Source organism: Bacillus sp. FSL K6-0268 (assembly GCF_038005425.1).
GTDB classification, from domain to species: Bacteria; Bacillota; Bacilli; order Bacillales; family Bacillaceae_G; genus Bacillus_A; species Bacillus_A thuringiensis_S.
This window is the reverse complement of the sequence record NZ_JBBOTF010000001.1, coordinates 4,058,005-4,081,151: the sequence shown is the minus strand read 5'-3', so window position 1 is coordinate 4,081,151 and position 23,147 is coordinate 4,058,005. Positions and strand designations below refer to the sequence as shown.

Here is a 23,147-nt window from a genome sequence, read left to right as displayed (position 1 = left end):
AGAAATTCTCTTATGAAGTCGTGTTATTCCAAGGAACCGTTCTAGTTTCTATGACTTGGTTTATCGCTTGTAAGACCGATTGTTTTTGTTTTTTCATGGTACTCATAAAGCTTCGTATCTGACAAAAAGATTCTGCGCCTTTCTTACTTCGGAAAGTCCCAGACACTTTCTGTTTTACTTTCGTCATCCGAATATCCCGTTCTGCTTGATTGTTATCAAATGGAATGGCTGGATGTTCTAAAAACGCTAGAATTCTGTCAGAATACTTGACGAAGCGATTCCATAAATTTTGAGAAGGCGTCTGCTTTCCTTTCTTCTTTTGTTTCGTGGAAAGAATCTGTTGTTCTTTCAATATGGATTGATACATAATAAACAGATTCTTTTGCGTCGCTTTTGGCATGGTACCTTCGGATTGCTTTTTCATCGTCAACGCTTGCGTTAGAAATTTCTGCATCTGTTGTGCCCATTGTTCTCCAGTACTATCTATAATTCCTTGTAAATCTCGTAAGAGATGGGCATTACATAAAACGTGACGACAATCTGTATACGCATCATACGATTTCCAACCATCATGCATCGCAATTCCAGAAAAAGATGGCAAGATTTCTCCAGCATCCATTGCTTCTTTTCCACGTTTTTGATGAATATGTTGCAATGTCACCTCCGGTGTACTGGCAGTATGTAACCATTGTGTTTTGTTTTCTACACGCATACCAGTTTCATCAAAATGGACAACAGGAGACTGCAGAATCTTTTCCTTTACTTCTTTTATGAATGGCTGCAATTGAGAAGCGAAAGCCTGTGTATGATTTACCAGGGTTCCTTCGCTTATAGAATGTCCAAAACAATCCTGAAAGAATTCTTTTGTTCGCTTCAAAGAAATGCATTGATAATGCGTTAAATAGGGAATCAGTCTTTTTATATTTGGACCATATTGAACAGGACGAGATACTGTCGAAGGAAATTGGGCTTCTTGGATAGAATGGCAATGTGGGCATTCTTTCTGTTCTACTTTATGTTCTGTCACTTCGATCTGAATAGGTGGTAAGTCATACACTTGGCGAATGCGATACCCTTTTACAGGCTCGTGGTTCAAGGAAGTATGACAACAAGTACAATATGTAGGAGAATGTGTAATCGTATGATCTGGAGTCGCTGTCAAACCAAGAGTATGTCCCTTGTGGCCCAACTGGCCACCCGTTTGACGATGAGACGGTTTGCGCAAACTTTTTGTAACGGGCTTACCCAAACCATCTGTAGAAGGTGGCTTATGACTATTTTTGGAGTTTTTTTTTGAAGCATTTTCTAGTTCTTGTATACGTTTTTCTAACTTAGAAAATGTTTCTTCAAATAAAGAAATAACAGCTTCAGGTCCTTTTTTATATGTATCTAAAATAATTTTTCGATCGACCATAAGATTCACCTCCCCTGTTTGATATACTCAGTATTTACAAATGGGAGGCATATGAAACTAGTAAAATTTAAAAAAGACACCGAAAGGTGGCTGAGTAGTTACCATAAAAATAAGAAAAGTAATGATAACAATCAGCCATAAATATTCATATCTTCCTACCTGAACGTTCGCAAATGAACCTACGAACCAAGTTTCAATACTTTGCGTCTTTTGAAAAAGGAGTCCCAAAAAAGTAGACACTGCAGAAATAACTGCTCCAAGCATCAATCCAATAATCGGGACAATTAAAGACGAACGAAGCTTAACTCTTCTTAAAAATAGAAAAAAAATCATAGTTCCTATAAAAGAAAAAATGATTGCACCAGTCATTCTTTGAACTAAAGTTGGGGCAGGAAATAGTAAATACACAAAAAGCAGGCCTAAGCCTGACCATTCAATAGTCCCTGTTGTAGTAGGTTCAACAAAGCGATTCTGTGTAATGAGTTGCATTACGAGCCCTGCCATCGCCATTGCAGCTCCAGTAAGCATTAATGCAACTGTTCTTGGAACACGAGTGATGAAAAACATCTCCATTCCGTCCTCTTGTCCACGTATATCATAAACTCCAGTAAACAGTGATATAATCCCTAAAATTAGAACAACTATAATCGCTATTATAAAAGGTTTTGTCCATAATTTATTGTGATTATAAAACTGGGGTTGAGAAATATTCTCAACCCTAGAAATTATATTTTTTGACACTGCTTCGTACTCCTTTACACTACTTAGCTAAAGTTTTTGAAATATTTCCAAATAACTCTATATAAGTTTGAATTGATTCATTTGTGTAAGTATCTTCTGGTGCATAAATAACCTGGTTTTTAGAAACAGCAGTTGTGTTTTGAAGAGCAGGTGATTTAGAAATAACATCCTTAGCTGGAGCTGAAGTGGCTGCATCAGATGTTGCAGCATCACGATCTAATACGAAAATCCAATCAGGATTTGTTTGTGCAATAGCTTCAACAGAAACGTCGTCACCTTTATGACCTGCAGTAGAATTTGAAACTTCTAATGCTGGAGTCCAACCGAAAATTTCATACATTGGTCCCCAAACACGACCAGAGTGCGGCGCAGCAAAACCGATATTCCCACCAGTAACGATAACACTCATAACTTTATCTTTTCCGTTATAAGCAGATTTTGCGTTTTCAATAGATTTATCAAAATCAGCTACTAATTTTTTAGCTTCTTTATCTTTATCAAAGATTTTCCCTAAAGTAACTGTAGAATCTTTAAGTCCTTTTACTAAGTTTTCGCCAGGCTTAGTAGCCTTCTCAGATACATCAACATTAAGATCAATAACAGCTGCATTTGGTACTAATTTTTTGATTTCTTCGTAATGACCAGCAAATCTTTGACCAACGATTACAAGTTCAGGATTTGCAGCTGCAATAATTTCAAGATTTGGTTCACGGTGATTTCCAATGTTTTGAACTGAATCATCCTTTTTATATGCTGAATCTGCAGGCATGATATCCTTTGGAGCAGCCGCTAATTTAATTCCCCAATCAGATAAAGTTTCAAAAGTTCTGTTATCCAAAGCAACTACATTCTTTGGGTTTACAGGGACTTTAACAGTTCCATGAGCATCAGTGATTTCAACCGTTTTTGTCTTATCACTACCATTATCTTTATTAGCTTTTGACTCTTTAGTATCATTACTTGGATTTGAGCAAGCTACTAACATTAAAGTAAAAATTGCTAGAATACTCACTAATTTTAAAAGCATAGATTTTTTCATATGTATACTCCTTATAGTGTAATTTATTTCGAAAATGATGACATCCATAGATTGAATTAGAAATTAACTTTTATTCAATTGAATCGCTATTGATAATCATTTTCATTTGAACATCCTGTTAATTAGTATAGTCATTAATTCTGTGAAAATCTTGTGAATGGTGTGAATTCATAAAATCAGGCACCAAAAGTAATATGTGAATTCAGGCGTGTTGATTAATCATGATTTCCTCTACAAAACACGCTCATTAATAGCTAATATTTTTATAATCCATTTTTTTACGTCTTTTAATACTTCTAAGAAACTATTTGATTATTAGATTCAATAGAAAAAAGAGTAAAACTGTGAACTGCACCCCAATTGTTAGACACAGTCTAACAATTGGAGGTGCAGTTTTTCTATGGCTAAATTTACAGCTGATGAAAAAATACAAATCGTTCTACGTTATTTGAACGGAAATGAAAGTTATCGAGAAATGGGTAGATCGCTCGGTATAAGTGACACAATCATTTTGAATTGGGTAAACCAATATAAACAGAATGGTCTGGAAGCTTTTCTAAAACGATGTACAAATTACACACAACAATTTAAACTAGACGTACTAAACTTTATGATTGAAAACGGTATGTCCTTATTTGAGACGGCAGCTATCTTTAATATTCCTGCCCCTTCAACGATTTCTGTTTGGAAAAAACAGCTCGAAACACAAGGAATTGATGCCCTTCAATCTAAGAAAAAGGGGCGTCCATCCATGAAAAAAGATTCAAATAAACAATTAAAACAACATTTAGCTGAAGGGTCAGTCGAAGCACTTGAAGCACGCATTAAACAGCTTGAGATGGAAAATGAGTACTTAAAAAAGTTAAATGCCTTAGTTCAAAACAAGGAAAAATCACAAAACAAGACAAAGCGCAAGTAATCTATGAATTAAGGCATAAATATTCGGTGAAGGCACTCGTGGAGCTAGCTACTATTCCTCGAAGCACGTATTATGATTTAGTAAAGAAAATGAATCGTCCAGATGTAGATGCCGATTTGAAAGCTGAGATTAAAGCGATTTATGAGGAAAATGAAGGTCGTTATGGTTACCGTCGCATTCGTGATGAATTAACGAATCGTGGCCAGAAAGTGAACCACAAGAAGGTTCAGCGCATTATGAAAGAGCTTGGGTTAAAGTGTGTTGTGCGTATGAAGAAATATAAATCCTATAAAGGAAAAGTCGGTAGAATTGCACCTAATATTTTAGAGCGTAATTTTCATACAGATGCACCGAATCAAAAGTGGGTAACAGACATCACAGAGTTTAAATTGTTTGGAGAAAAACTGTATGTATCACCTGTATTAGATTTGTATAATGGTGAAATTATTACCTATACAATTGGTTCTAGACCGACGTATTCGCTTGTTTCAGACATGTTAGAGAAAGCATTGGAACGTTTACCTGAAACGCACCAGCTACTGATGCATTCGGATCAAGGATGGCATTATCAAATGAGACAATACGTCCGTACACTAGAATCAAGAGCTATCGTCCAGAGTATGTCTCGAAAAGGCAACTGTTACGACAACGCAGTAATAGAAAATTTCTTTGGGATTATGAAATCGGAGTTCCTCTACATAAAAGAATTTGAAAATGTAGAGCACTTTAAAATAGAATTAGAAAAATATATAGATTATTATAATACGAAACGGATTAAGGCAAAATTAAAAATGAGCCCGGTACAATACCGGACTCACTTTTATCAAGCTGCCTAATCAAATAACCGTGTCTAACTTTTAGGGGTCACTTCACTGAATGAAACAGTTTTACTCTTTTTTCTATTACCTTATTTTATCATTCAATCATTGAATAACCTCTACCATGTATCGTTTGAATATATCTTTCTTTCTTATCGCACTTTAACTTTTTTCTTACATACCCAATATATAAATCTACTACATTTGGATTTACTACTACGTTATATCCCCAAACCTGATTCAAAAGCATTTCACGGCTCAATATTGTATTTTTATTCTTGATTAAAAATACAAGTAAATCGTACTCGCGCTTAGTAAGCGAGAGATTTTCGCCACCTTTTTTCACAATATTGCTAGATGCATCAACAAAGAGATCTTTAAACTGAAAAAAATTCGTCTCATTTTGCTGGTTACAATCACTTCTCCTTAAAATAGCTTGAACCCTTGCTACTAATTCTTCTTTCACAAATGGTTTTCTTATATAATCATCTGCACCTGCTTGTAGCCCTGCCACGCAATCCTCGCTAGAAATATTGTCGGTCACAATAATGATCGGTGTCGTTTTAACAAGTCGTATTTGTCTGCAAATTTCCGGTCCCGATATACTTAATGAATCCCAATCCAATACGATAATATCCCAATCTTGTTCATATATTATATTTAAACCTTCGTTTTCATTGTGAAGTTTTAAAATGAAATAGCCTTCTTGCGTTAGACCGCTTACGATTTTCTTCGCTAAAGACCTTTCATTCTTAATTACTAACACCTGCCTCACCGATGGTTCACCTCTACTTCAATATAACTTATTTAGATAAAAAATTATCCCGAAAAAACAATTTAAGATTTATAAATTTAAGATTCCTAAATAATCCATTAAAACAGCTTATTAGGAGAACTCTATATAATCTTACAATAGGTATGGTTAAAAACACAAAACATATGAAGATTGTAATAAATTAAAATTTTAATACAAACTCACCAGTTGGGCGTTTACTAGCAGCTATAGTACCTCCCTACTTATCATCAATAACCATTTTTTTATTCTCTGTTTCAAGGATACCGTCCCATCAACTTCAGCATTCTATAAAACCACAAACAAAAAAACCATAACCTCGCCAATCTGGCAAAGTTATGGTTCATATCATACAAAATAAAAAAACCACCAAATATGTATTGGTGGAGACGGTGGGAGTCGAACACCTACTAAATTATAAGTTGTAAAAACCGCTTAAAACACTTATATATCAACGGTTTGTATATTTTAAAATTTGATGAATAAATGCAAAATTTTATTCATTTGATACCAAATTGTGACCACTAAAAACAAAAGAGCACAGCGTGTATATAAGGTGTTAGCGCACCTTATATACCGTCCGCCTACACCAACTAGGCAAACACTTGCTGTAACTCTTTATGTACCCCATTTTATCGTACATAAGGGTCTCCACGCAACAGTTTGCTTACATTTTGTGGCATACTGTTGCTTTTTTGTTTCTAAAAAAGGAGACAAACCGTTATGAAAAAGAAACCAGTGATTACTATTATTGCAAGTGTAGAAACATATGAAAACTTAGCATCCTTCCAAACTATTACAGAACTAAATGACACTGTACGTGCGTACAAGAAACAACATAAGTTAAATAAAACCCAATTGGCAGTACTCGATCATTTACAAAAACATTCTGCTAAATACTTTGGTGTATCTTTTAAATCCAAAAAGAAGATTGCGGAAGACCTAAACATTAGCCGTAGATCGGTTATTCGTGCATGCCAATACTTAGAATCCCTTGGTATTATTAAGCAACTCGAAACGAAACGTAAGAGTGATATGAGACAAACGAGTAATGTTATTGTGATTCAACCTATTCATGCAGATGGACAACTTGTCACACCTAAACCAGCTAAAAATGCTGAAATTTGTCACACCCCTAAAACAAAATCTACTTCTTTAAAACAAAAGAGTAAAAAGATAAATAAACGTAAAGAGGACGTTTCACAACCTATTCAACAGGATTCAGATTTCATCGATTACCGTGTACCACCATCTATGCGTGGGAAATTAGGACATGCTTTTGATTCAAAAGTGATTAATGAGTCTTTCAAAAATGCGAAAAACATCGCACAGAAAGCTGCCAAAAAGTGTAGCTTACTAGCGGATACGGATATCTTCCACAACCTTCTTGCGAATGCTTCTTCTGTCCTGTTCTCTAAAACGCATGGATATGAGCATAACGGTACGTTGATGAGAAATCCAATTGGCTACTTTACACGCACGTTTAAACATATGGTCTATGACTATATCGATAGCTTTAGGGAGATACATATTCTTGCAGATCGTAAGACGAATTTTAATGCTCGTAATGCGTTATTTTTGCGAATGACTGGTGAATAATCTTACTTCCGAATCGCCATTTGATTCATAAAATCATGAATCGACCTCGCCTGAAACACGTGGAAATTTGTTGAATATATGTCATAGTGTGTATCCGTAATCACGAGAAGGGATGGGAAATATTTTGCTTGCTTCGGTTGCCATGGTTCTTGTTGCCATTCCAAACTATGAAAGTAGAATTCGTAACGATTTACTTTTTCTTGCATAACTTTCTTACTGTAGACTGAATTCTGTACTTCTATGAAAAACGGAGACTGTCGCCATATAGTAAAGATATCAGGCTCCATGTATGCTTTACCGTATTTCGGCTCAACTTTAAATAATTTTGGTTTCTCATATTGGAGAAGTTGCTTATATACATCTACAATGGCAAGGAAATGCGGAATCTTTTGACTCGTTTTTCGAATCGTACTCGGTTGCGGGAAATAGATGTATGGCTGCTGTGACACATTTGCATCCACACTTCCATCCCTTCTCAACCGTTTCATCACCGTATTACAACAAGTCACAGCTTTCTTGAGTCCTTGGAAATGCAAATCAATAATATCATCACGAGACATGCATCGAAATCGCTGTAAATCCCTTACGATTGCCTTATCTCTATTCTTCATGATTCAACACTCCAAACAAAGGTAATTTTTCTTGTTCAGGACTTGGAAGCTCAACTGTATCTTTCGGTACACGGTACGGTTCAATCATTTGTTTCGCTTTATTTAATTCTAAATAGGGAGCTTGCACGTTCTTTAATCCATTTAGTTTTACAATCATCTGTCCTGACTGCTCTAATTGTTCTGCACCAGGCGTACCCATGATATTACTGTTAATACTATCGGCACATTTAAAGCCCATTCTTACTGTCATATTTAGTTTCAATTTCCCATCTAACACTTTTGCATCTGGACGTTGCATCGATAGTATAAGGAAGACACCTAACGCTCGACCAACTGCCGATATTTTTTCTACGATTGTCATACACGATTTTTCATCTTGTAGCATCGCTACTTCATCAATTGCTAGGAGAATATAGGGTTTGTGTTCATTAGGATGTGATTTATTATATTCGTCAATATGATCTACTTCATATGCTTCCATGAGCTTTCTGCGTTCTCTGATTTCGTTCCAAACCTTTTGAAGCATGATTTTCATTTCGACTTCTTCCATACATACTTCTTTTACATGTTTGACTCGCCGTAAGAAATGAAACTCAGAATTTTTCAAATCGCCTAGGTACAAATGCAATTTATCGGGCGACATGGTTTGAATCAATGTAGACAAGATAACTCGCACCATACTACTTTTTCCTGAACCTGTTTCTCCCGCAATGAGAAGATGCGGTGTATTTGCATCCACCATATCGTAAGTAATCATTTTCCCGAACTGATCACGTCCTACTACAATAGGAAGACGATATTCTTTTACTAACGGCTGCCATTGCTTGTAACTGTAGTTGTATGGTTTTAAACCACCATCAGAATGAAATACATGAAGTACAAACCTTTTAATATCACCCTCTATTTTGACATTCCGTCCAAATATCTGCTGAAAACAAAACCATTTCTTTTCAATTATCTTCGGATCCAACCCATTCGGCATGGTAAACACATATTGTACACACTGATTCGAAGAAGTAACAACATGAATTTTAGGGTAAATTGGCACTTTCCCTCCACGCGTTTGATGTTCTATATATAAACCAGCCTTCTGAAATACCTTAATCATTTGATGTTTTAAAGACCTTTTATACATCCATTCTTTTATGATTTCCATGATAAGCCTCCTAGAACATGATTACAATTCGAATAAATGCATAGCCGATGAATCCCACTCCTCCAATTCTCACCCCATAATGAATACCATCAGATACAAATTTCGCTGCTAATACATAATCATTTTGCACAAGATATTTTTCTAGCAGAACTGCCCCGATTAAAACTGTTCCCATTACTCCTAACGCAAGATACGTATGTATCATGGAATCGGACATATGAAGAAAAGCCAACGGACTCCCTGCATGATATTTTTGTATTTGTCTCTCTTTCTTTTTGTACGACCCACTCATAAAATCCCGAAAGGGAATGATTTGTTTTGTCTCCCACATAAGCTCATCTCCCTCATTTATTTTTTATCGTATTCCGCACAAGATTCTGAACAATACTTCTTTCCATTCCATCTCCAAAACAACCAATCGGATAACAAACATTTACAATACTCACAAGTTTCTTCGTATGATGATGCCATCTTGCTGTTCATTTCTTTCGCCCTTTATAAACAGAATATAAAATGCAAGTGAAATAAAGCTTTACGCACCCATTACCATGGTAGCGTTACCTTGATAGGAACCATGGCAGCTATCTTGGTAGAAATCTAAAACTTACCATGGTAACCAACTCGGTAAAATCACCTGTTCCTACCTTGATAGCTACTTTGGTAATTGGAACTTCTCTTACCTTGGTACATCATATTGGGGAGGGCTTGGACTTTATTAACACTTTTGTTTAAAAAAATTAAGCTTTGGTAAAAATGTGAGTAACAAAACCTCTAGGAATAGGAGTGTTTAAAGTGTTTGGGTTAGGGAAACCATCATCAAAGTTCGGTAAATTTTTAAGAAGAAATAATATTACTCAGACAGATTTGAAGGAATGGAGCGGAGTAAATCAAAATACACTTAGTCGAATTTCACGATCAAACGAGCATAAGCCATCGATGAGTAACGGCCAAAAGATTATTAAAGCTTTGAAGAAAAAAGGGTATAGAGTGGATTTTGATGATTTCTGGATGTAAACACAAAAAATCCACCTATAGTAGACAGGATATAAAGATTTCTTTTTCTGCCTACTGTAGGGGGAGCATATCATTTTTTGAGGACGTTTTTTTATTTTACCAGGTTTATTTCTTTTAGATTAACTTACACTAGAAGAAAAAATAAAGAATACACTATAGGTTTCTATTGATTTGATATCTTTTTTATAGTTAATTTTGTGATTTCTTTAAAACTTACTTTCATATACTATTCTCCTCCTTCATAAGGCACCCTGTACCATTCGTAAAAATCAAATTTTGATTTTACTTGGATAATCCATACCATAAAATATCCTCCCCAAAATGAGATATAAAAATTGAGGGACGGCGAATCTAACTTATTAAAAGACTCATTATTAAACACACATGAAATTATTATCTGAAAAATTATTATGTAAAAAACATTTGACATTTCAGGCTATATGAATTTATACTAAAATTATTATTCCATTGTTATATTTTTAGGGGGCCTTTTTATGAAAAATAAAATTAAGGAGTTACGACAACTTCAAAAATTTTCACAAGATGATTTAGCTAAAATATGTAATGTAACTAGACAAACAATCAATGCCATTGAAAATAATAAATATGATCCTTCACTAAATTTAGCTTTTTGTATTGCTGTTTCTCTTAAAACAGACATCAATCAAGTATTTATTTACTCAAAATAAAAATTATTTATGAAAGGAATTACAATTATGAGAAAAATGGATGAAATGGAAAAATCACACAATGGAATTGCCACTAAATATGGGTTTTTTGTTACTATTTTATTATTACTTATTTGGTCTTTAATTAATTATATACAAACCCAAGCTACAGGATGGCAATTGACAATTGCCTTAATTGGTTGTGCAGTCTACGGATGGATTCGAGTTTATTACAATCGAATAGTTAAATAAAATAAGAAGTGTTAGCTTTAAAAGCTAACACTTCTTATTAAAATTACAACATTCGCAATATACATATTGTGAATGTTTTTGAAGAACTTTGTCTAATACACCAACATACATTTTTTTCTGGCTAGGTAGTGTTATAGTTACAAAAATCGTCTCACCTTCACCTAAATATTTATTACAATTACTACAACATAAATCTTTACTTTTAAAAAACATTTTATATAAACTCTCCTTTTCTCTTTATATAAATAGGAACATTATATTAAAAAAACACCCTATATAAGCAAGATATTAATATAAAGATTCCTAATTTTATATTGTTATTAAAATCCGTATGACATTTTAATAATAAGAACATCAAGAACATATAAGATAAATTGAAAAGATCAAACACTGATAACAAAAAAGAATCTTCAGCAAAAAATAAATACATATTAGGTTCAAATAAAATATTTTTAATAGCAATGCAAATGAATTTTACAGCGATTGGAAAATTAGCAAAGATAAACAATCTCAAAAAAGAGGAATATTTTAAATTTTCATTTAAAATATTTACACCTAAAAGATTTACAGTAAAAAATAAGATGAAACTTTCAAAAAAGAAACCTAATATAATTAAAATGAAAGATGCGATCACAACTATGTAATCTAAATGCTCAAATCTTTCTACCAAACTTTTGGGCATCTTTTCTATTGTTAATTTTTGTATTTGAGGCATTAAGGTATAAAGATACAATATTAATCCTAATAAATAAGTAAAAAAAACATAAACAAAAATATCTTTTCTTTCTTTTGAAAAGTAATTATTAATAAAATTTATAGCATGCATTTAATTAATAAACTCCTTTTAAAAATATTGGTGTAACAAATGTTTCTATACAAGCAGCTATTAATAACCCAATAATAATAATTAACAAATAATTCAGAAAGAACATCCCTTTAAATTTTTTCTGAATTAAATCTAAAAATAATTTATATCCAACACTAGCAGCTAATATTAAAATAGGTACTTCAATTATCCCATGAGGGAGGACTAAAACAATTAAATTTAAATCATTTTTTATACTTCCACAAAAACTGCCTAATACAAGAGCGTTGATTACTAAGATTATAATAGTACCAAAACCTAATGTTAAAGGGGCTAAAAAAATTAATAATAATGCTACCTTTACATTATTCAAAAATATATGATTAAAACTAGGCACTACTTCAATATTTAATAAATTTTTCGATGCAGTAGGGTCTGTATAATAATAAGCTCCTACTAAAATTAAAAAAAATACTACTGTACATCCAATATAAATTTTTAATAAAGTAAGTGATTTCAACATTTTTTTCATCCTATACAACAAAATGAAAAATACGGAATAATAAATATCCCGTATTTTTCATTTTAAGCAGCGGCAGTACTTGCAGCTGCTAATTGTTCAAGAACTGCTAATGGTGCTCCAGTTCCAAGCGATCCAATTAAAGTAGCAATGGCAGCAATAGAACCTGCAGCAGTAATGGCAGTAACTATCCAACTAGGCGCAATGATTCCTGCTTTCTCCAAGATATCAACTACATTCATCGTTACATCAATATTTTTTAAATTCATAACTCCCACAACTAAAGCTCCAGACAATACTAAACCAGTGATTACTTTGTTATTCTTAATTTTTAATACTAAATTCATTACAACATCTCCTCATTTTAAATTGATATTCAAGCATTAAAATATCTTTTCACAAAAAATATCCATATATGCAAAACCTGAACTATAAAAATATAATATTAATCTTACAAACTATCTATATTTAAAATGACCTTTGTATAAACCTAAAATAATTATTGACAAAAACAAGGGGTTCTGATGCAAATTTTTTTAAATAAAGCTAAACGGATGAGATATTTTAAAGGAATATAGTTTAAGAAGGACATTCTACTTTGCAAGGCGCAGTACCAATGGGGTGACTCTTATCTTTTAATTAAATATCATATCTGAAATTTGGTTACATATACTAAAACAGACATCAAGAGAAATTAATGTAAAGCGGACGCTTCCACGGAGAAGGCGTCCGCTTTACATTTCGCATACACATCAAACTGGACGGCTCTTGTTTTTAATTTTCAAACTTTACATATTCACTTGAAACCCATTGATCACCACCAACATTGTACCACCCATTTTGAACGCCCCAAGATTGATAGCGTTCCCCTCTGTACACATTCTTCACAATACGATAATTTGTTCCTGGACCTGTACGAACGCGTAATACATCCGCTGTAATCATCACAACACCTACCCCATTGTTAGATGATTGTGTGGATGCCCCCGCACCGTTATAGGCGTTTTGCACCCTCTCTATAAAGGAATCCCAACGCCCTTCTGCTAACATACGGTGTGGACAATACTTTCCGCTCCAAGATTGATGTGTACGGACGTTACGGATTGGAATGTTGTATCGTTTCATTAATTGCGCTACCACAATCGCTGCATGATCTTCCGCTTGATAATACCGATTCCCACCGCTTAGCGAGTAACAAATCTCAACCCCGATAGACTTTCGATTGCCATTTCCACTACCATCACCACAATGCCAAGCGTTACGCTCTAAAGGAATTCCTTGTACCGCTTCTTTGTCATCTACTGCGATGTGGAAGGATACTTGATTATTATTTCGAATCATATAAGCGATTTCGTTTTCAGCTGGTGCATCATTATACGTATTGTGAACAGTAATAAATTCTGGATCCATTGTATACGGACACTTTGTACCATATTTACTTGAGTCAACTAATTTTTTTCTGATTTCCATTACTCAACATCTCCCTTTTTCTCTTCTTGTTTTTGTTTACCGCCTAAAATTTCCACTGCATTCGTTAGTGCTGAAGGTAAAGGAATTTCCATACGACCAGCATTTTCCAAAAGCGAAAGCAACTCATTACCCATGAAGAAGAAAATAGTCGCTTCACGAATGGCACTGTTACTTCCCAGTGCCGAATCTAGTTGAGCCGCCGCTCCGACCAAAAGAAAAAGCACCACCTTTTTGGCGATGCCTTTGAAACCAACCTTACTTTTTAATTCTCCGTTATACCCTGCTGCTATCATGCCAGTAACATAATCAATCACTGCCATTATGACTAAGATTTTCAAGGTTGTATCCCATCCTCCCAAGAAATATCCACAGAAGCCACCAACTGTAGCTATAAATGCTTTCAGTAATACATCTATACGATCCATATTCTTTCCTCCTTGTAAAAGATAAAAAAGAGAGACACTTGTCCCTCTTTCACAAATACTTATATATGAACAATCTAAATCCCACCTTTGAATATCAAACCTAAAACTGCCATGACTATTGCACTGATAACAATTCGTAAAATCCATGTGGTATTTAGATTGATTTTTTCTAATTGCTGATTGATGGTAGAAATATCTTTTTCGTTTATCGTTGTACGAGTTTCTAAATTACGAATATCTCGCATGATTTCTTTTTGCTCTGCTTTTAGGCTGTCGATTTTTACATATACGTCTTCCATGCATTCACATCCCTTTTGAAATCTTAATAAAACAATCTCTATATACTATGAGACAAACCTTTTCTGAGTGAATGCATAAAAATTTTTATACAAAAGCCCTATTTTATACGAAATAAAAAAGCCTGCTTATGCACGCTTGATTTCTGATATTTAAATTAAAAAGTTCATTGCAATATGAAAAGTACTTCCACTTTGAACACCATTCACGAAAATCCCACCATCTTTTTTTACTGTAACTTCACAAAAGTTTGTATTCACTCCTCCAGTTATCATAATAGTTGGAACCGCAATGTCTTGAACAGGTCTACATCCAACTGGAAGTGTAGCAAATACTGTTGCGTTTTGCGCATTTCGAATGGAACCAATCACATTAATGTTTTCACCACTTCTTTTATACTTCATATCTCTGTTAGCAACATTCTCTACCCCAGTTGTAGGAAGATTAATCCATCCTGTATCATTATCAGCGGTTGCTATCTTTTTACCTTTCAAGGTTGCTGATCCATCAGGACGAACTATTAACCCACTTTGTGAATCCCAAGGATTCGTACCGAACCCCATGTACAGATATTCTTCACCGTTGTTAGCCCCTTTGAAACGTCCAATTCCACCACGATTACCACTTCCGTCTGTGTCTTTATCTGCGTAGTGTAACCCACGAGCAGAAGGACCTGTCGCTGAATCAGGTTGATTCATCAACATTTGCCCCAGAGAATGGAACTTTAAAAGCCCTGTTATAACATCTCCTGTTTTCTTGAGGAGGTTCGTGTTAGATACAACTGTGAAAGTATCCGTGTCACTGAAGTAATCCCAAATGAACTTATTTGACGTGATATCTGAGAGTACCAGCTTATTCTGTCCCGCTTGACCTCTAAGTACATAATTATTATTAGTACTTCCACTTGATTTAAACTGAACTGATTTACCTGGGTCCATCCCTAGGTCACCTGTCATGGTGTCTCCGCTTTTCTTCACAACATCCATAGCATTTAATTTCTTCTGCAACTCGTCCAATGTTTTCTTAAAAATCTCAAACTCTGAAATATAGTTTTCTATTTTAATGCTTCCTTCTTTTACATCCCGTCTTAATGTAATCCGAATGTCTGGTGTACTCATTCGTTCTGTACTTTTTTCCATCACAAAATAAGCTGTCCAATCATCCGATGTGGAAACAGCTTGCGAGGACAATGTGTATGAAAATACGCCATTCTTTGCATCAACTATTTGGGCATCATCTCGAACGAACTGTCCAATTTGATTCCTCGCTTCGTACTTCACTGCATACCCTGTTAAATCAACAATTTGCCCCTTTTCTCTTACATATACAGTCATCTTCAAGCCGTTTTTATCATTTTGTCTCGAACGAATTGTTTTGGTAAACACAGGATCTGCTACATCTATCGTCATTTCCTCATTTCGCATAACTACCCCTCTTTCTAGCTAATCCTTTTTACGTGTCTAGGCGGTCTTCTCTGACGTTTTACTCTGTTCCTATGCTTTATGTTTCCTTTAGGTTTTATCGGCTCTAATTCTTCGATTCTAGCATCTGTTTGGGTTACATACTCCTGAAATGCTTTAACAGTCTGCGAAATCATCCCATATAAGCTAACACCATTTTCTTCTGCTTCTTTTGGAATAACTAAACCATAATGCGTAGGAATTGCATCTGTAGTAATTGTCGGTTCTCCTTCTTTGCGATTCATACGCATTTCATACAGTTTTGGAATATCGGTTTTCAAATTGTACTGTTTAATTTCCCATTCCATTACCTTTTCAAGTGCGCTGAATGCAACAGGACGGATATTGGTTTTATAGGTTTCTTTTGAAGAAACTTTGAAATCTGAAGCAATTACTCCTTGATAATATGTCCCAAGGGCGGTTTTAACTTGGATATACCCATTGTCCCAACTCGAATTGCGTATGATTGCATTTGGGAGCATGATATCTGTATCCCCTCCAGATGCAACCCCGATACTTGCAATCCAATTACCATTTCGATAAAAGCGGAACTGATCTTTAACCTTAAACCTCATTTCACTTTGAGCATCTAAGACAATCATTTTATCAGCGTCAAGCATTGCATTTCCTGTTTGTGAAAAGTATAAAGAAGCTGCATTCAAGTATCCATTGGCATCGAGTCCTTTTGTGATTCCAATTCCACCAGACTTAACATTTACATCGGAGAATTGATACAACATGATGGCGCCATTTGCACCTGTTTGATCTGAGTCACCACCTAGAATAAAAGTGGGCTGTATTTCACTTCTACTATTTTTGTAATAGCCAATAAAGGCTCGTACTTTCGAAGACTCATACAGACGAATGAATTGTTTAGAGATATTTACAAAGTTAGCTGAATTAGATGTCTTTAAAGTCGATCCTGTTATTTCCCCGCCTTGCACAAGATTCCCACTCAACGTACCTGCAGTAATAAAATCAGCAACAATTCTTCCATCACTTGTAATGGCAGTTCCATATGGTCCATTCACACCTGTGGAAGAATACCCTAATCCATTCAAGTTCCATTGCCAAACCTTTTTAGCGCTCTTTTCATCTTTCGTATCCATAATTAAAACCCGATCCGGATAAAAGCGAACATGTCCTCCGAATCCTGAATTAATCAGACTTGTAGCATTTGCTTTTGCTGCATCCAAAATAGAACTTGGCATATTTGATACTTCTTCTTGTACCAGGTCAACCTTACGGGAAACATCTGTAAAGGATTCTTTGAAGTTACCGATCGTTATGTCCAGATACTCTTTTTTTATTGGGTCATATTTATAAGCAATTACCTTCGCTTTGATATCAACACCATTTTCTTCATGTATAACTGTAACGGTATCTGCCATATAAACACTTTGTAAATGCTTATAATCCTTATATTCTTCTGTTTGAGATAGTTCTTGAAATTCAACTTTGTATGTAGCTTTTGGTTGATCTATTTTTTGGATTGTGAACATGTCCTTAGCAGCTTGACGCAAACGCCTATAGGCTTCTTCTAAAGGAACTGCATCCTCTTTGTTTGCGTGCTCTCCCACGGCCGCCTTTATATCTTTAAATTCCACCACCCTAATTTTAGGGTGCGGGTATTTATTCATATTTGGACTATCTACATATTTTTCCGGAAGAAACAGACCATCAAATCCCTGCGGCATAATCCTAGTGACTGGACTTTTCCAATCTACATTCCCTTCATATCCCAATAAATCTTTCTTATGACGAATCACTACCCCGCGATCCATCCCGCGATTTTTTAGCATTTTCACGTCAAAATTATCTCGTTTTAATTCCCCGCCCCAACGATTTACAAATGAATTGTCTTGGCTAGAATCCAGTAATGCTTCCACAGGATTTTTACGGACCATGCGTGCACTTGCAATAGTAGAAATATCCGAATAAAAAGTAAAGGGATGCTTATATTGGCATCCCGTTGACATTCGATTCATAGCTCCATTGCCATTTGTTGATTCAGCAAAAATATCTTCAATCAGATTTTCTGTTAAATCGTAAAAGATGTGATAACATTGCGCTGTCACCTCACCCATACTGACTTTAGGAGTTACTACTCGGAATAGCTGTTCACCATCGGGGGTTGGAACTTTAATGATGTTCATACCATCTATTTTTATGCCGTGCGGCGCAAACAACGGATAACTAAACGTAAATGCAAATAAACCGTTGAGTTCTTCCGTAACAGTTGCATGATAAATATGTTTGTCCAAAACTCCTATGCCATTATGTGTAAAATCTGTCTCATTTGGCTTATATAATGTAATCATATAAATCTCCACCTTGGTCGAATGGACATAAATTGAATGTTTCCTGACCAATCTATTTTATTTTCTCCTATTTTAAATATAGGAAATTCCCCTATCATTTTGCTGTTCATTGGTATTATACCGCTATATGCTTCAAGTACTTCTGAATCTACGACAACAGAGCCATTGACATCTTTTACTTGAAAAGATACATCATTGATTGTTATACGGAGAGTACCATTTCCTACAATCCAAAACTTCGGTTCTGATTCTATCGTACCTGGATTATAAAATATACCTGGTTCGGTAAGCTTTAGATTTACATCCTCTGTATATTCAAAAGGATCAAGAATGAAATCTACTTCAAATTCACCATATTCCTCCATTTCATTTGCAATATCACCAATTTCAACAGATTTAATTTTCCGATATACTTCATCATCAGTGAAATACAATGTTTTGCCATTTAGGAACCATGCCTTGATGCGGCGGATTAAAGGTTTTATATTTTCATCTTCTAGTAAATTAAACTTAATTTTTAAAGGGACGTCTTCAAACGCCCCTTTTTTTGTTAACGAACCATGCCGCCCTGGTACTTCTATGTGTTCCACTTTTTGTTTTGCTGTTGGAATAACAGGACGATCTACCATACATATTCGATAGTCACTCGCTAATTCCGTATCAATTCCAATATCTAGCAAATCAATTCCTCCCTCCCTATTCCAATATTTAAGTTACGTCCTTTTTGTGCAAACCAATCATCCGCTTTTTCAAACATGCGATCTATGTCACGATCATTTCGCACAGTGTTATAAAAGTTTACTTCTATTGGTTGTTGATTCAATATTCCGTCCCCTGCATTTGCTCCAACAATATGAGGTACACTAGTTAAAAGTGCTTCCCCTAATGCATGAGGTACATCGTAAGCCACAATCTGCGCTAATTGAGACGCTGCATGTTGTATCATGTCTGTCACACTTTTAGTTAGTAATCCCAGTTGACCGCCAATTCCACCCATTCTTTCAGAAGAGCTTAATGGTGTTACAGATACTTTATTCCCTTTTTTACTGAATAGCTCAGGTCCAGCTTCACCAGCGATAAATTGCCCATCCCCTAAAACATGACCGCCCTTTGCAAGCATGGGTACATGTGGAATAGTTGGTGCACTAACTCCTGGTATACCGTTCAATAATTCTGCTGGTGTATTAAAACCATCTATAAATTTATTAATCAAACGAATGACACCATTAATTGCTGTTTTCGTACCACTTTTAATACCGTCCCATACACCTAGTACTGCGGATTTCATACCATTAAAAGCGCCACTAACAGCATCAACAACCCAATTGACAGGTGTCATAATAGCACTTTTCAATCCATTCCATACAGATGATGCAGTGGATGTAATGCTATTCCAAATGTTTGAAAGCGTCGATTTTATACCATTCCAGATCGTACTACTTGTGCTGCTAATCGTATTCCACACCGATGAAATAGCTTCTTTGATGGTATTGAATACCGAACTTGCTGTGGAAACAATCGTATTCCATAAACTAGAAAGTGAATTTTTAATTGTATTCCATACTGCACTTGTCGTGGAGCTAATCATGTTCCAAGTGTTTACAATCCAATTTTTTATTGCATCAAAAATTGGTGTTACAATAGCGACTAATCCATTCCAACATGATTGCAAGAAATTCTTCGTTGTATCCCATACAGTGATTGTTGCTGAACTGATTGTATCCCACACGGCAATAATCCAAGACTTGATTTGTTCAAAAATCGGCATAACAAACGCTACAAGTCCATTCCAACAGGAAACTAAGAAATTTTTAATCGTTTCCCATACAAAACTTGTCGTAGAACAAATAGTATTCCAACACTCAGAAATGAAATTCTTGATACTTTCAAATATTGGCGTTGCAAAGTATAAAATAGCTGTCCAAATTGCTTGTAAGTATTGCATAATGAAATTCCACACAGTTTGAATCACTGTGGAAATGCCGTTCCAAATCATAGAAAAGAAGTCAGCAATTCCTTGTAAAATAGGAGTTAGAAATTCGACTAATCCGTTCCAAGTACTAATGAAAAATTCTCGAATCGCTGTCCATACTTCAGAAGTAGTTTGGCTGATACGACTCCAAATTTCTGATAATGTTTCAACTACTCCATTCCAAATTCCCGTTAAATACTCTACGATGGAATTCCATGTTTCTGTAGTCGTTTCAACAATCGAATTCCATGTTTCAGATAAGGACGCCATGATGCCATTCCAGAGTTCTTCTAAAAAGTCTGTAATGGCATTCCAAACAGAAACAGTAGATTCACTCATACTTTCCCATGTTTCGTTTGCCCATTGGGATATACCGTCCCAAATTCCTTTTAGAAAGTCTGTAATGGCATTCCATGCCTCAATGGTCCATTTTTGGATATCATCCCAGTTTTTATAAATAATGATACCTAAAGCAACTACGGCTGCAATGATGATAGGAATAAGAGCTGTGGCAACCCCTACAGTGGCTGCAATCGCTCCCGCTACGCTCATGATTACTGAAATGATGCTCGTTATTATGGGGATTAAAGGAGTAATCGCTAAAATCGCTCCCGAAATGACACCAATGGCTACTCCAATTGCTACCAATGTAGCTGCTAATTTTGGATTATCAGAAACCCATTCAGCAAATTTAGAAATAAGATCTGCTATAACTAATAACACCGGTTCAAGCGCCTTCTGTAAATCATTTATAGCTTTTTGCATTTTAACAGTTGGAGACGCATCTAATTTAGAATTGGTGTTATGTAAATCATCTACCCCTTTTTTTAGATCCACCTGTTTTCCTTCTGCTTTTAAAATGGTATCAATGATTTTCTTTCCTTGGTCTTCCCACATTGTACCGAACATCTTCGTGCCAAGTACATTTCTGTCTGTTGCATTTTCAACACCAGCCAAAGCCTTGGTTGCTTCAAGCATCGCTTTTTGTCCATTTTCACCGCCACCAGCAATTGCCTGACCCCATTTTTCAAACTGATCTGCCGAAATCTTTGTTTTATCTAAAACCTCTTTCATAGATTTATCTACACCAGCACCAAACTCAGCCATCTTAATACGGCCTTCTTTGACTCCATCTAGAAGGTTATCGATATTCCAACTTTTCGTATCGATTCCTGCAGATAGGATCCCTTGGACTTCTTTAGCTGAAAATCCAGCTTGAATCATCTGGTCCCCGTATTCGGCAATAATATCTAATTGTTCAGGTGGAAATCCAGTTTTTAGTAAGGTATTAACTAAACCTAACGCTTCTTCGTTCGTAATCCCTAGCGTTGCACCAATTTCGTTTGCTTCTTGTATTAATTCATTAAAATCAATACCTGCATATGCGGAAGCAATTGTTGCAGCACCTTTTACAATTGCAGCATTCGCTTCGTCAGAAGCATCTTTATTGAGCGCCCATTGTCTCCGTGTTCCTTCCAAGGCTTCTTCAACATCTACACCGTAAGTTGTGACGCTTCTCACTGCGTCTTCAACTGACCTTTTAGATGACTCTGACACTTCAAAAGATACATCAATTTTTGTTTTCAACTTTGACATATCCATCGATTTTTCAATCGCAGTTGCAATACCACCACCAGCTGCTAAACCACCGATAACATTCTCTAATCCTACTTTCAGCCCTTCAAACTTCTTCTCCGTTCTACCAGCTTCTTGTTGTAAATCTCGCAATTCATTACGTACTTGTTGTATGGAGTTTCCAGCATCTACAGAGCGAAGGACACGTTGTAGCTTTTCAATGTCTGTTTCTGCCCCTAACGCTTCGTGCCCGATACGTTTAAGAGCCTCATCTAGTTGAGAAGATGAGGCTGTACCTTGCTTAATTGCTGATGTTAAATGTCCGCCCAATGCATTTGCAAACTGATCTACACTTGTTCCAGTCGCTTCAAAAAAAGTATCCAATTGCCTTGTTGCATCTGCCGCCCTTTTTGTTTCAATTTCTTGCTCTTTCAGACTACGATTTGTCGTTTCAATTTGATTCTTTAGTTGTTGTTCTGCTGTACTTAATTGTAATAATTTTGTTTCTAGTTTATTCACTTCACTAGAATTTTCACCATACTGCGATTTGACAGCTGCTAACTGTTGGGCACAGTTTCTCGTTTGCTGCGATGCATTTTGCTGTACTTGACTGAGGTATTGAAGCTTCGCACCCAATTTCTCGGATTCTGTAGCATGATTACCTAAGGATGCACGTTGTAAATCATATTCAGCACGTAGCTTTGTTGATTGATTTACAAGTTTAGTTTCTTCTGCGCCTAATGTAGTAAGAGCTTGTGCCGTACTGCTATTTTGTTGCGCTAATCGTTGTAAGGCGGTTTCAGTTTCTTTCATCTGATTTGAAAATTTTTGTTCAGCAATTTGGGCATTACCAAGCTGACGAGATAGTTTTTCAACTTCAGTAGAATTTTCACCATACATGGCCTTTGCCTTACTTAATTGTTGTTCCGTTGCGGCTACCTTTTGCGCAGCTAATTGTTGTTGCTGTTGCAAATACCCTAACTTTGTATTTAGGTGTTCTGTTGCGGTACCACTCAATTTAAGTTGTTCTTGTTGCAAGGTGAATTCTTGACGTAACTTAGAACTTTCATTCTTCATTTCGTCCATTGCTTTGTTAAATTCTTGATTAAAAACTTTAAACGTTATTTTTGATTCTGGTCCCTTTGCCATATTTACACCTGCCTTTTCTTAGCGTGGATTCGCTTTCCAACCATCAAAGGCAAGCTTCCCTTCTGCGATTCGCTCCACCGACGCGATGGGAAAATGCCAAAAAACTTCTGGATCAATCCCATAAATTAA

21 protein-coding genes and 1 pseudogene are annotated in these 23,147 nt (G+C 35.6%); 5 read left to right on the top strand and 17 right to left on the bottom strand.

Features of this window, described 5'->3' with window-relative positions:
- Positions 1–10: 10 nt before the first annotated feature.
- From tnpC to MHI28_RS21085, 3 genes and pseudogenes are all read right to left on the bottom strand, one after another.
- Complete coding sequence (tnpC, locus tag MHI28_RS21095) at positions 11–1,414, bottom strand: IS66 family transposase (protein ID WP_100910632.1); 1,404 nt, start codon at positions 1,412–1,414, stop codon at positions 11–13.
- A 102-nt stretch (positions 1,415–1,516) separates the two neighbouring features.
- Positions 1,517–2,155 (bottom strand): annotated as a pseudogene (locus tag MHI28_RS21090) (iron chelate uptake ABC transporter family permease subunit); the annotation flags it as partial.
- Between the two features lie 19 nt (positions 2,156–2,174).
- Positions 2,175–3,194 (bottom strand): siderophore ABC transporter substrate-binding protein, encoded by a 1,020-nt coding sequence (locus tag MHI28_RS21085; RefSeq protein WP_000749440.1) that lies wholly within the window; start codon positions 3,192–3,194, stop codon positions 2,175–2,177.
- A 400-nt stretch (positions 3,195–3,594) separates the two neighbouring features.
- On the opposite strand from MHI28_RS21085, the gene MHI28_RS21080 reads away from it, so the two are divergent.
- Positions 3,595–4,949, top strand: a protein-coding gene (locus tag MHI28_RS21080) for an IS3 family transposase (protein ID WP_208730123.1) whose coding sequence is annotated in 2 segments (ribosomal slippage) — positions 3,595–4,048 and positions 4,048–4,949 — 1,356 coding nt in all. Because the reading frame shifts where the segments join, the coding sequence is not laid out codon by codon here.
- Between the two features lie 79 nt (positions 4,950–5,028).
- Here the strand turns inward: MHI28_RS21080 and MHI28_RS21075 are convergent.
- On the bottom strand, positions 5,029–5,706 hold the full coding sequence (locus tag MHI28_RS21075) for a response regulator transcription factor (RefSeq protein WP_001250259.1): 678 nt from the start codon (positions 5,704–5,706) through the stop codon (positions 5,029–5,031).
- A gap of 741 nt (positions 5,707–6,447) precedes the next feature.
- On the opposite strand from MHI28_RS21075, the gene MHI28_RS21070 reads away from it, so the two are divergent.
- A complete protein-coding gene (locus tag MHI28_RS21070) occupies positions 6,448–7,323 on the top strand; it encodes a helix-turn-helix domain-containing protein (protein WP_340828288.1) in 876 nt (291 codons plus the stop codon).
- Between the two features lie 2 nt (positions 7,324–7,325).
- Here the strand turns inward: MHI28_RS21070 and MHI28_RS21065 are convergent, their stop codons facing one another.
- The 3 genes from MHI28_RS21065 to MHI28_RS21055 are packed head-to-tail and all read right to left on the bottom strand — an operon-like array spanning position 7,326 to position 9,421.
- Positions 7,326–7,934, bottom strand: a complete 609-nt coding sequence (locus MHI28_RS21065; RefSeq protein ID WP_340828287.1) for a replication-relaxation family protein — start codon at positions 7,932–7,934, stop codon at positions 7,326–7,328.
- The gene (locus MHI28_RS21060) at positions 7,924–9,090 is read right to left on the bottom strand and encodes an FtsK/SpoIIIE domain-containing protein (protein WP_340828286.1); all 1,167 of its coding nucleotides are present in this window, start codon (positions 9,088–9,090) and stop codon (positions 7,924–7,926) included. The genes MHI28_RS21065 and MHI28_RS21060 overlap by 11 nt, the downstream gene beginning before the upstream one ends.
- 10 nt (positions 9,091–9,100) lie before the next feature.
- The gene (locus MHI28_RS21055; RefSeq protein ID WP_030022693.1) at positions 9,101–9,421 is read right to left on the bottom strand and encodes a hypothetical protein; all 321 of its coding nucleotides are present in this window, start codon (positions 9,419–9,421) and stop codon (positions 9,101–9,103) included.
- A gap of 461 nt (positions 9,422–9,882) precedes the next feature.
- Here MHI28_RS21055 and MHI28_RS21050 point away from each other — a divergent pair, with 461 nt between their 5' ends.
- The 3 genes from MHI28_RS21050 to MHI28_RS21040 all read left to right on the top strand — a co-directional run bounded on the left by MHI28_RS21050 (position 9,883) and on the right by MHI28_RS21040 (position 11,024).
- Positions 9,883–10,104 (top strand): helix-turn-helix domain-containing protein, encoded by a 222-nt coding sequence (locus tag MHI28_RS21050; protein WP_030022691.1) that lies wholly within the window; start codon positions 9,883–9,885, stop codon positions 10,102–10,104.
- Positions 10,105–10,598: 494 nt separating this feature from the next.
- Positions 10,599–10,793 carry a helix-turn-helix transcriptional regulator gene (locus MHI28_RS21045; RefSeq protein WP_030022689.1) on the top strand — a complete coding sequence of 65 codons (195 nt, stop codon included), beginning with the start codon at positions 10,599–10,601 and terminating at the stop codon, positions 10,791–10,793.
- A 27-nt stretch (positions 10,794–10,820) separates the two neighbouring features.
- Positions 10,821–11,024 carry a hypothetical protein gene (locus MHI28_RS21040; RefSeq protein WP_030022687.1) on the top strand — a complete coding sequence of 68 codons (204 nt, stop codon included), beginning with the start codon at positions 10,821–10,823 and terminating at the stop codon, positions 11,022–11,024.
- A 259-nt stretch (positions 11,025–11,283) separates the two neighbouring features.
- On the opposite strand, the gene MHI28_RS21035 is transcribed toward MHI28_RS21040, so the two are convergent.
- The 10 genes from MHI28_RS21035 to MHI28_RS20990 all read right to left on the bottom strand — a co-directional run bounded on the left by MHI28_RS21035 (position 11,284) and on the right by MHI28_RS20990 (position 23,018).
- Positions 11,284–11,850, bottom strand: a complete 567-nt coding sequence (locus tag MHI28_RS21035) for a hypothetical protein (RefSeq protein WP_050595349.1) — start codon at positions 11,848–11,850, stop codon at positions 11,284–11,286.
- Positions 11,851–11,854: 4 nt separating this feature from the next.
- Positions 11,855–12,352, bottom strand: coding sequence for a stage II sporulation protein M (locus MHI28_RS21030; protein ID WP_030022680.1), 498 nt, complete (start codon positions 12,350–12,352; stop codon positions 11,855–11,857).
- Between the two features lie 62 nt (positions 12,353–12,414).
- A complete protein-coding gene (locus MHI28_RS21025; protein WP_241753200.1) occupies positions 12,415–12,627 on the bottom strand; it encodes a hypothetical protein in 213 nt (70 codons plus the stop codon).
- Between the two features lie 496 nt (positions 12,628–13,123).
- Positions 13,124–13,819 (bottom strand): N-acetylmuramoyl-L-alanine amidase, encoded by a 696-nt coding sequence (locus MHI28_RS21020; protein WP_340828285.1) that lies wholly within the window; start codon positions 13,817–13,819, stop codon positions 13,124–13,126.
- On the bottom strand, positions 13,819–14,244 hold the full coding sequence (locus MHI28_RS21015; protein ID WP_340828284.1) for a phage holin family protein: 426 nt from the start codon (positions 14,242–14,244) through the stop codon (positions 13,819–13,821). Before MHI28_RS21015 ends, MHI28_RS21020 begins: the two co-directional genes overlap by 1 nt.
- Positions 14,245–14,318: 74 nt before the next feature.
- Complete coding sequence (locus tag MHI28_RS21010) at positions 14,319–14,543, bottom strand: hemolysin XhlA family protein (RefSeq protein WP_340828283.1); 225 nt, start codon at positions 14,541–14,543, stop codon at positions 14,319–14,321.
- 150 nt (positions 14,544–14,693) lie between these two features.
- A complete protein-coding gene (locus tag MHI28_RS21005; protein WP_340828282.1) occupies positions 14,694–15,965 on the bottom strand; it encodes a BppU family phage baseplate upper protein in 1,272 nt (423 codons plus the stop codon).
- Between the two features lie 14 nt (positions 15,966–15,979).
- Positions 15,980–18,322 carry a phage tail spike protein gene (locus tag MHI28_RS21000; protein WP_340828280.1) on the bottom strand — a complete coding sequence of 781 codons (2,343 nt, stop codon included), beginning with the start codon at positions 18,320–18,322 and terminating at the stop codon, positions 15,980–15,982.
- Positions 18,319–19,002, bottom strand: coding sequence for a phage tail domain-containing protein (locus MHI28_RS20995; RefSeq protein ID WP_060852446.1), 684 nt, complete (start codon positions 19,000–19,002; stop codon positions 18,319–18,321). The genes MHI28_RS21000 and MHI28_RS20995 overlap by 4 nt, the downstream gene beginning before the upstream one ends.
- Positions 18,996–23,018, bottom strand: coding sequence for a hypothetical protein (locus MHI28_RS20990; RefSeq protein WP_340828279.1), 4,023 nt, complete (start codon positions 23,016–23,018; stop codon positions 18,996–18,998). The genes MHI28_RS20995 and MHI28_RS20990 overlap by 7 nt, the downstream gene beginning before the upstream one ends.
- Positions 23,019–23,147 lie beyond the last annotated feature (129 nt).

Coding starts and splice junctions, on each gene's coding strand:
- MHI28_RS20990 (WP_340828279.1), bottom strand. CDS start 23,018: ATGGCAAAGGGACCAGAATCAAAAATAACGTTTAAAGTTTTTAATCAA.
- MHI28_RS21065 (WP_340828287.1), bottom strand. CDS start 7,934: ATGAAGAATAGAGATAAGGCAATCGTAAGGGATTTACAGCGATTTCGA.
- MHI28_RS21045 (WP_030022689.1), top strand. CDS start 10,599: ATGAAAAATAAAATTAAGGAGTTACGACAACTTCAAAAATTTTCACAA.
- MHI28_RS21070 (WP_340828288.1), top strand. CDS start 6,448: ATGAAAAAGAAACCAGTGATTACTATTATTGCAAGTGTAGAAACATAT.
- MHI28_RS21040 (WP_030022687.1), top strand. CDS start 10,821: ATGAGAAAAATGGATGAAATGGAAAAATCACACAATGGAATTGCCACT.
- MHI28_RS21005 (WP_340828282.1), bottom strand. CDS start 15,965: ATGCGAAATGAGGAAATGACGATAGATGTAGCAGATCCTGTGTTTACC.
- MHI28_RS21000 (WP_340828280.1), bottom strand. CDS start 18,322: ATGATTACATTATATAAGCCAAATGAGACAGATTTTACACATAATGGC.
- MHI28_RS21015 (WP_340828284.1), bottom strand. CDS start 14,244: ATGGATCGTATAGATGTATTACTGAAAGCATTTATAGCTACAGTTGGT.
- MHI28_RS21020 (WP_340828285.1), bottom strand. CDS start 13,819: ATGGAAATCAGAAAAAAATTAGTTGACTCAAGTAAATATGGTACAAAG.
- tnpC (WP_100910632.1), bottom strand. CDS start 1,414: ATGGTCGATCGAAAAATTATTTTAGATACATATAAAAAAGGACCTGAA.
- MHI28_RS21060 (WP_340828286.1), bottom strand. CDS start 9,090: ATGGAAATCATAAAAGAATGGATGTATAAAAGGTCTTTAAAACATCAA.
- MHI28_RS21085 (WP_000749440.1), bottom strand. CDS start 3,194: ATGAAAAAATCTATGCTTTTAAAATTAGTGAGTATTCTAGCAATTTTT.
- MHI28_RS21010 (WP_340828283.1), bottom strand. CDS start 14,543: ATGGAAGACGTATATGTAAAAATCGACAGCCTAAAAGCAGAGCAAAAA.
- MHI28_RS21035 (WP_050595349.1), bottom strand. CDS start 11,850: ATGCATGCTATAAATTTTATTAATAATTACTTTTCAAAAGAAAGAAAA.
- MHI28_RS21030 (WP_030022680.1), bottom strand. CDS start 12,352: ATGTTGAAATCACTTACTTTATTAAAAATTTATATTGGATGTACAGTA.
- MHI28_RS21055 (WP_030022693.1), bottom strand. CDS start 9,421: ATGTGGGAGACAAAACAAATCATTCCCTTTCGGGATTTTATGAGTGGG.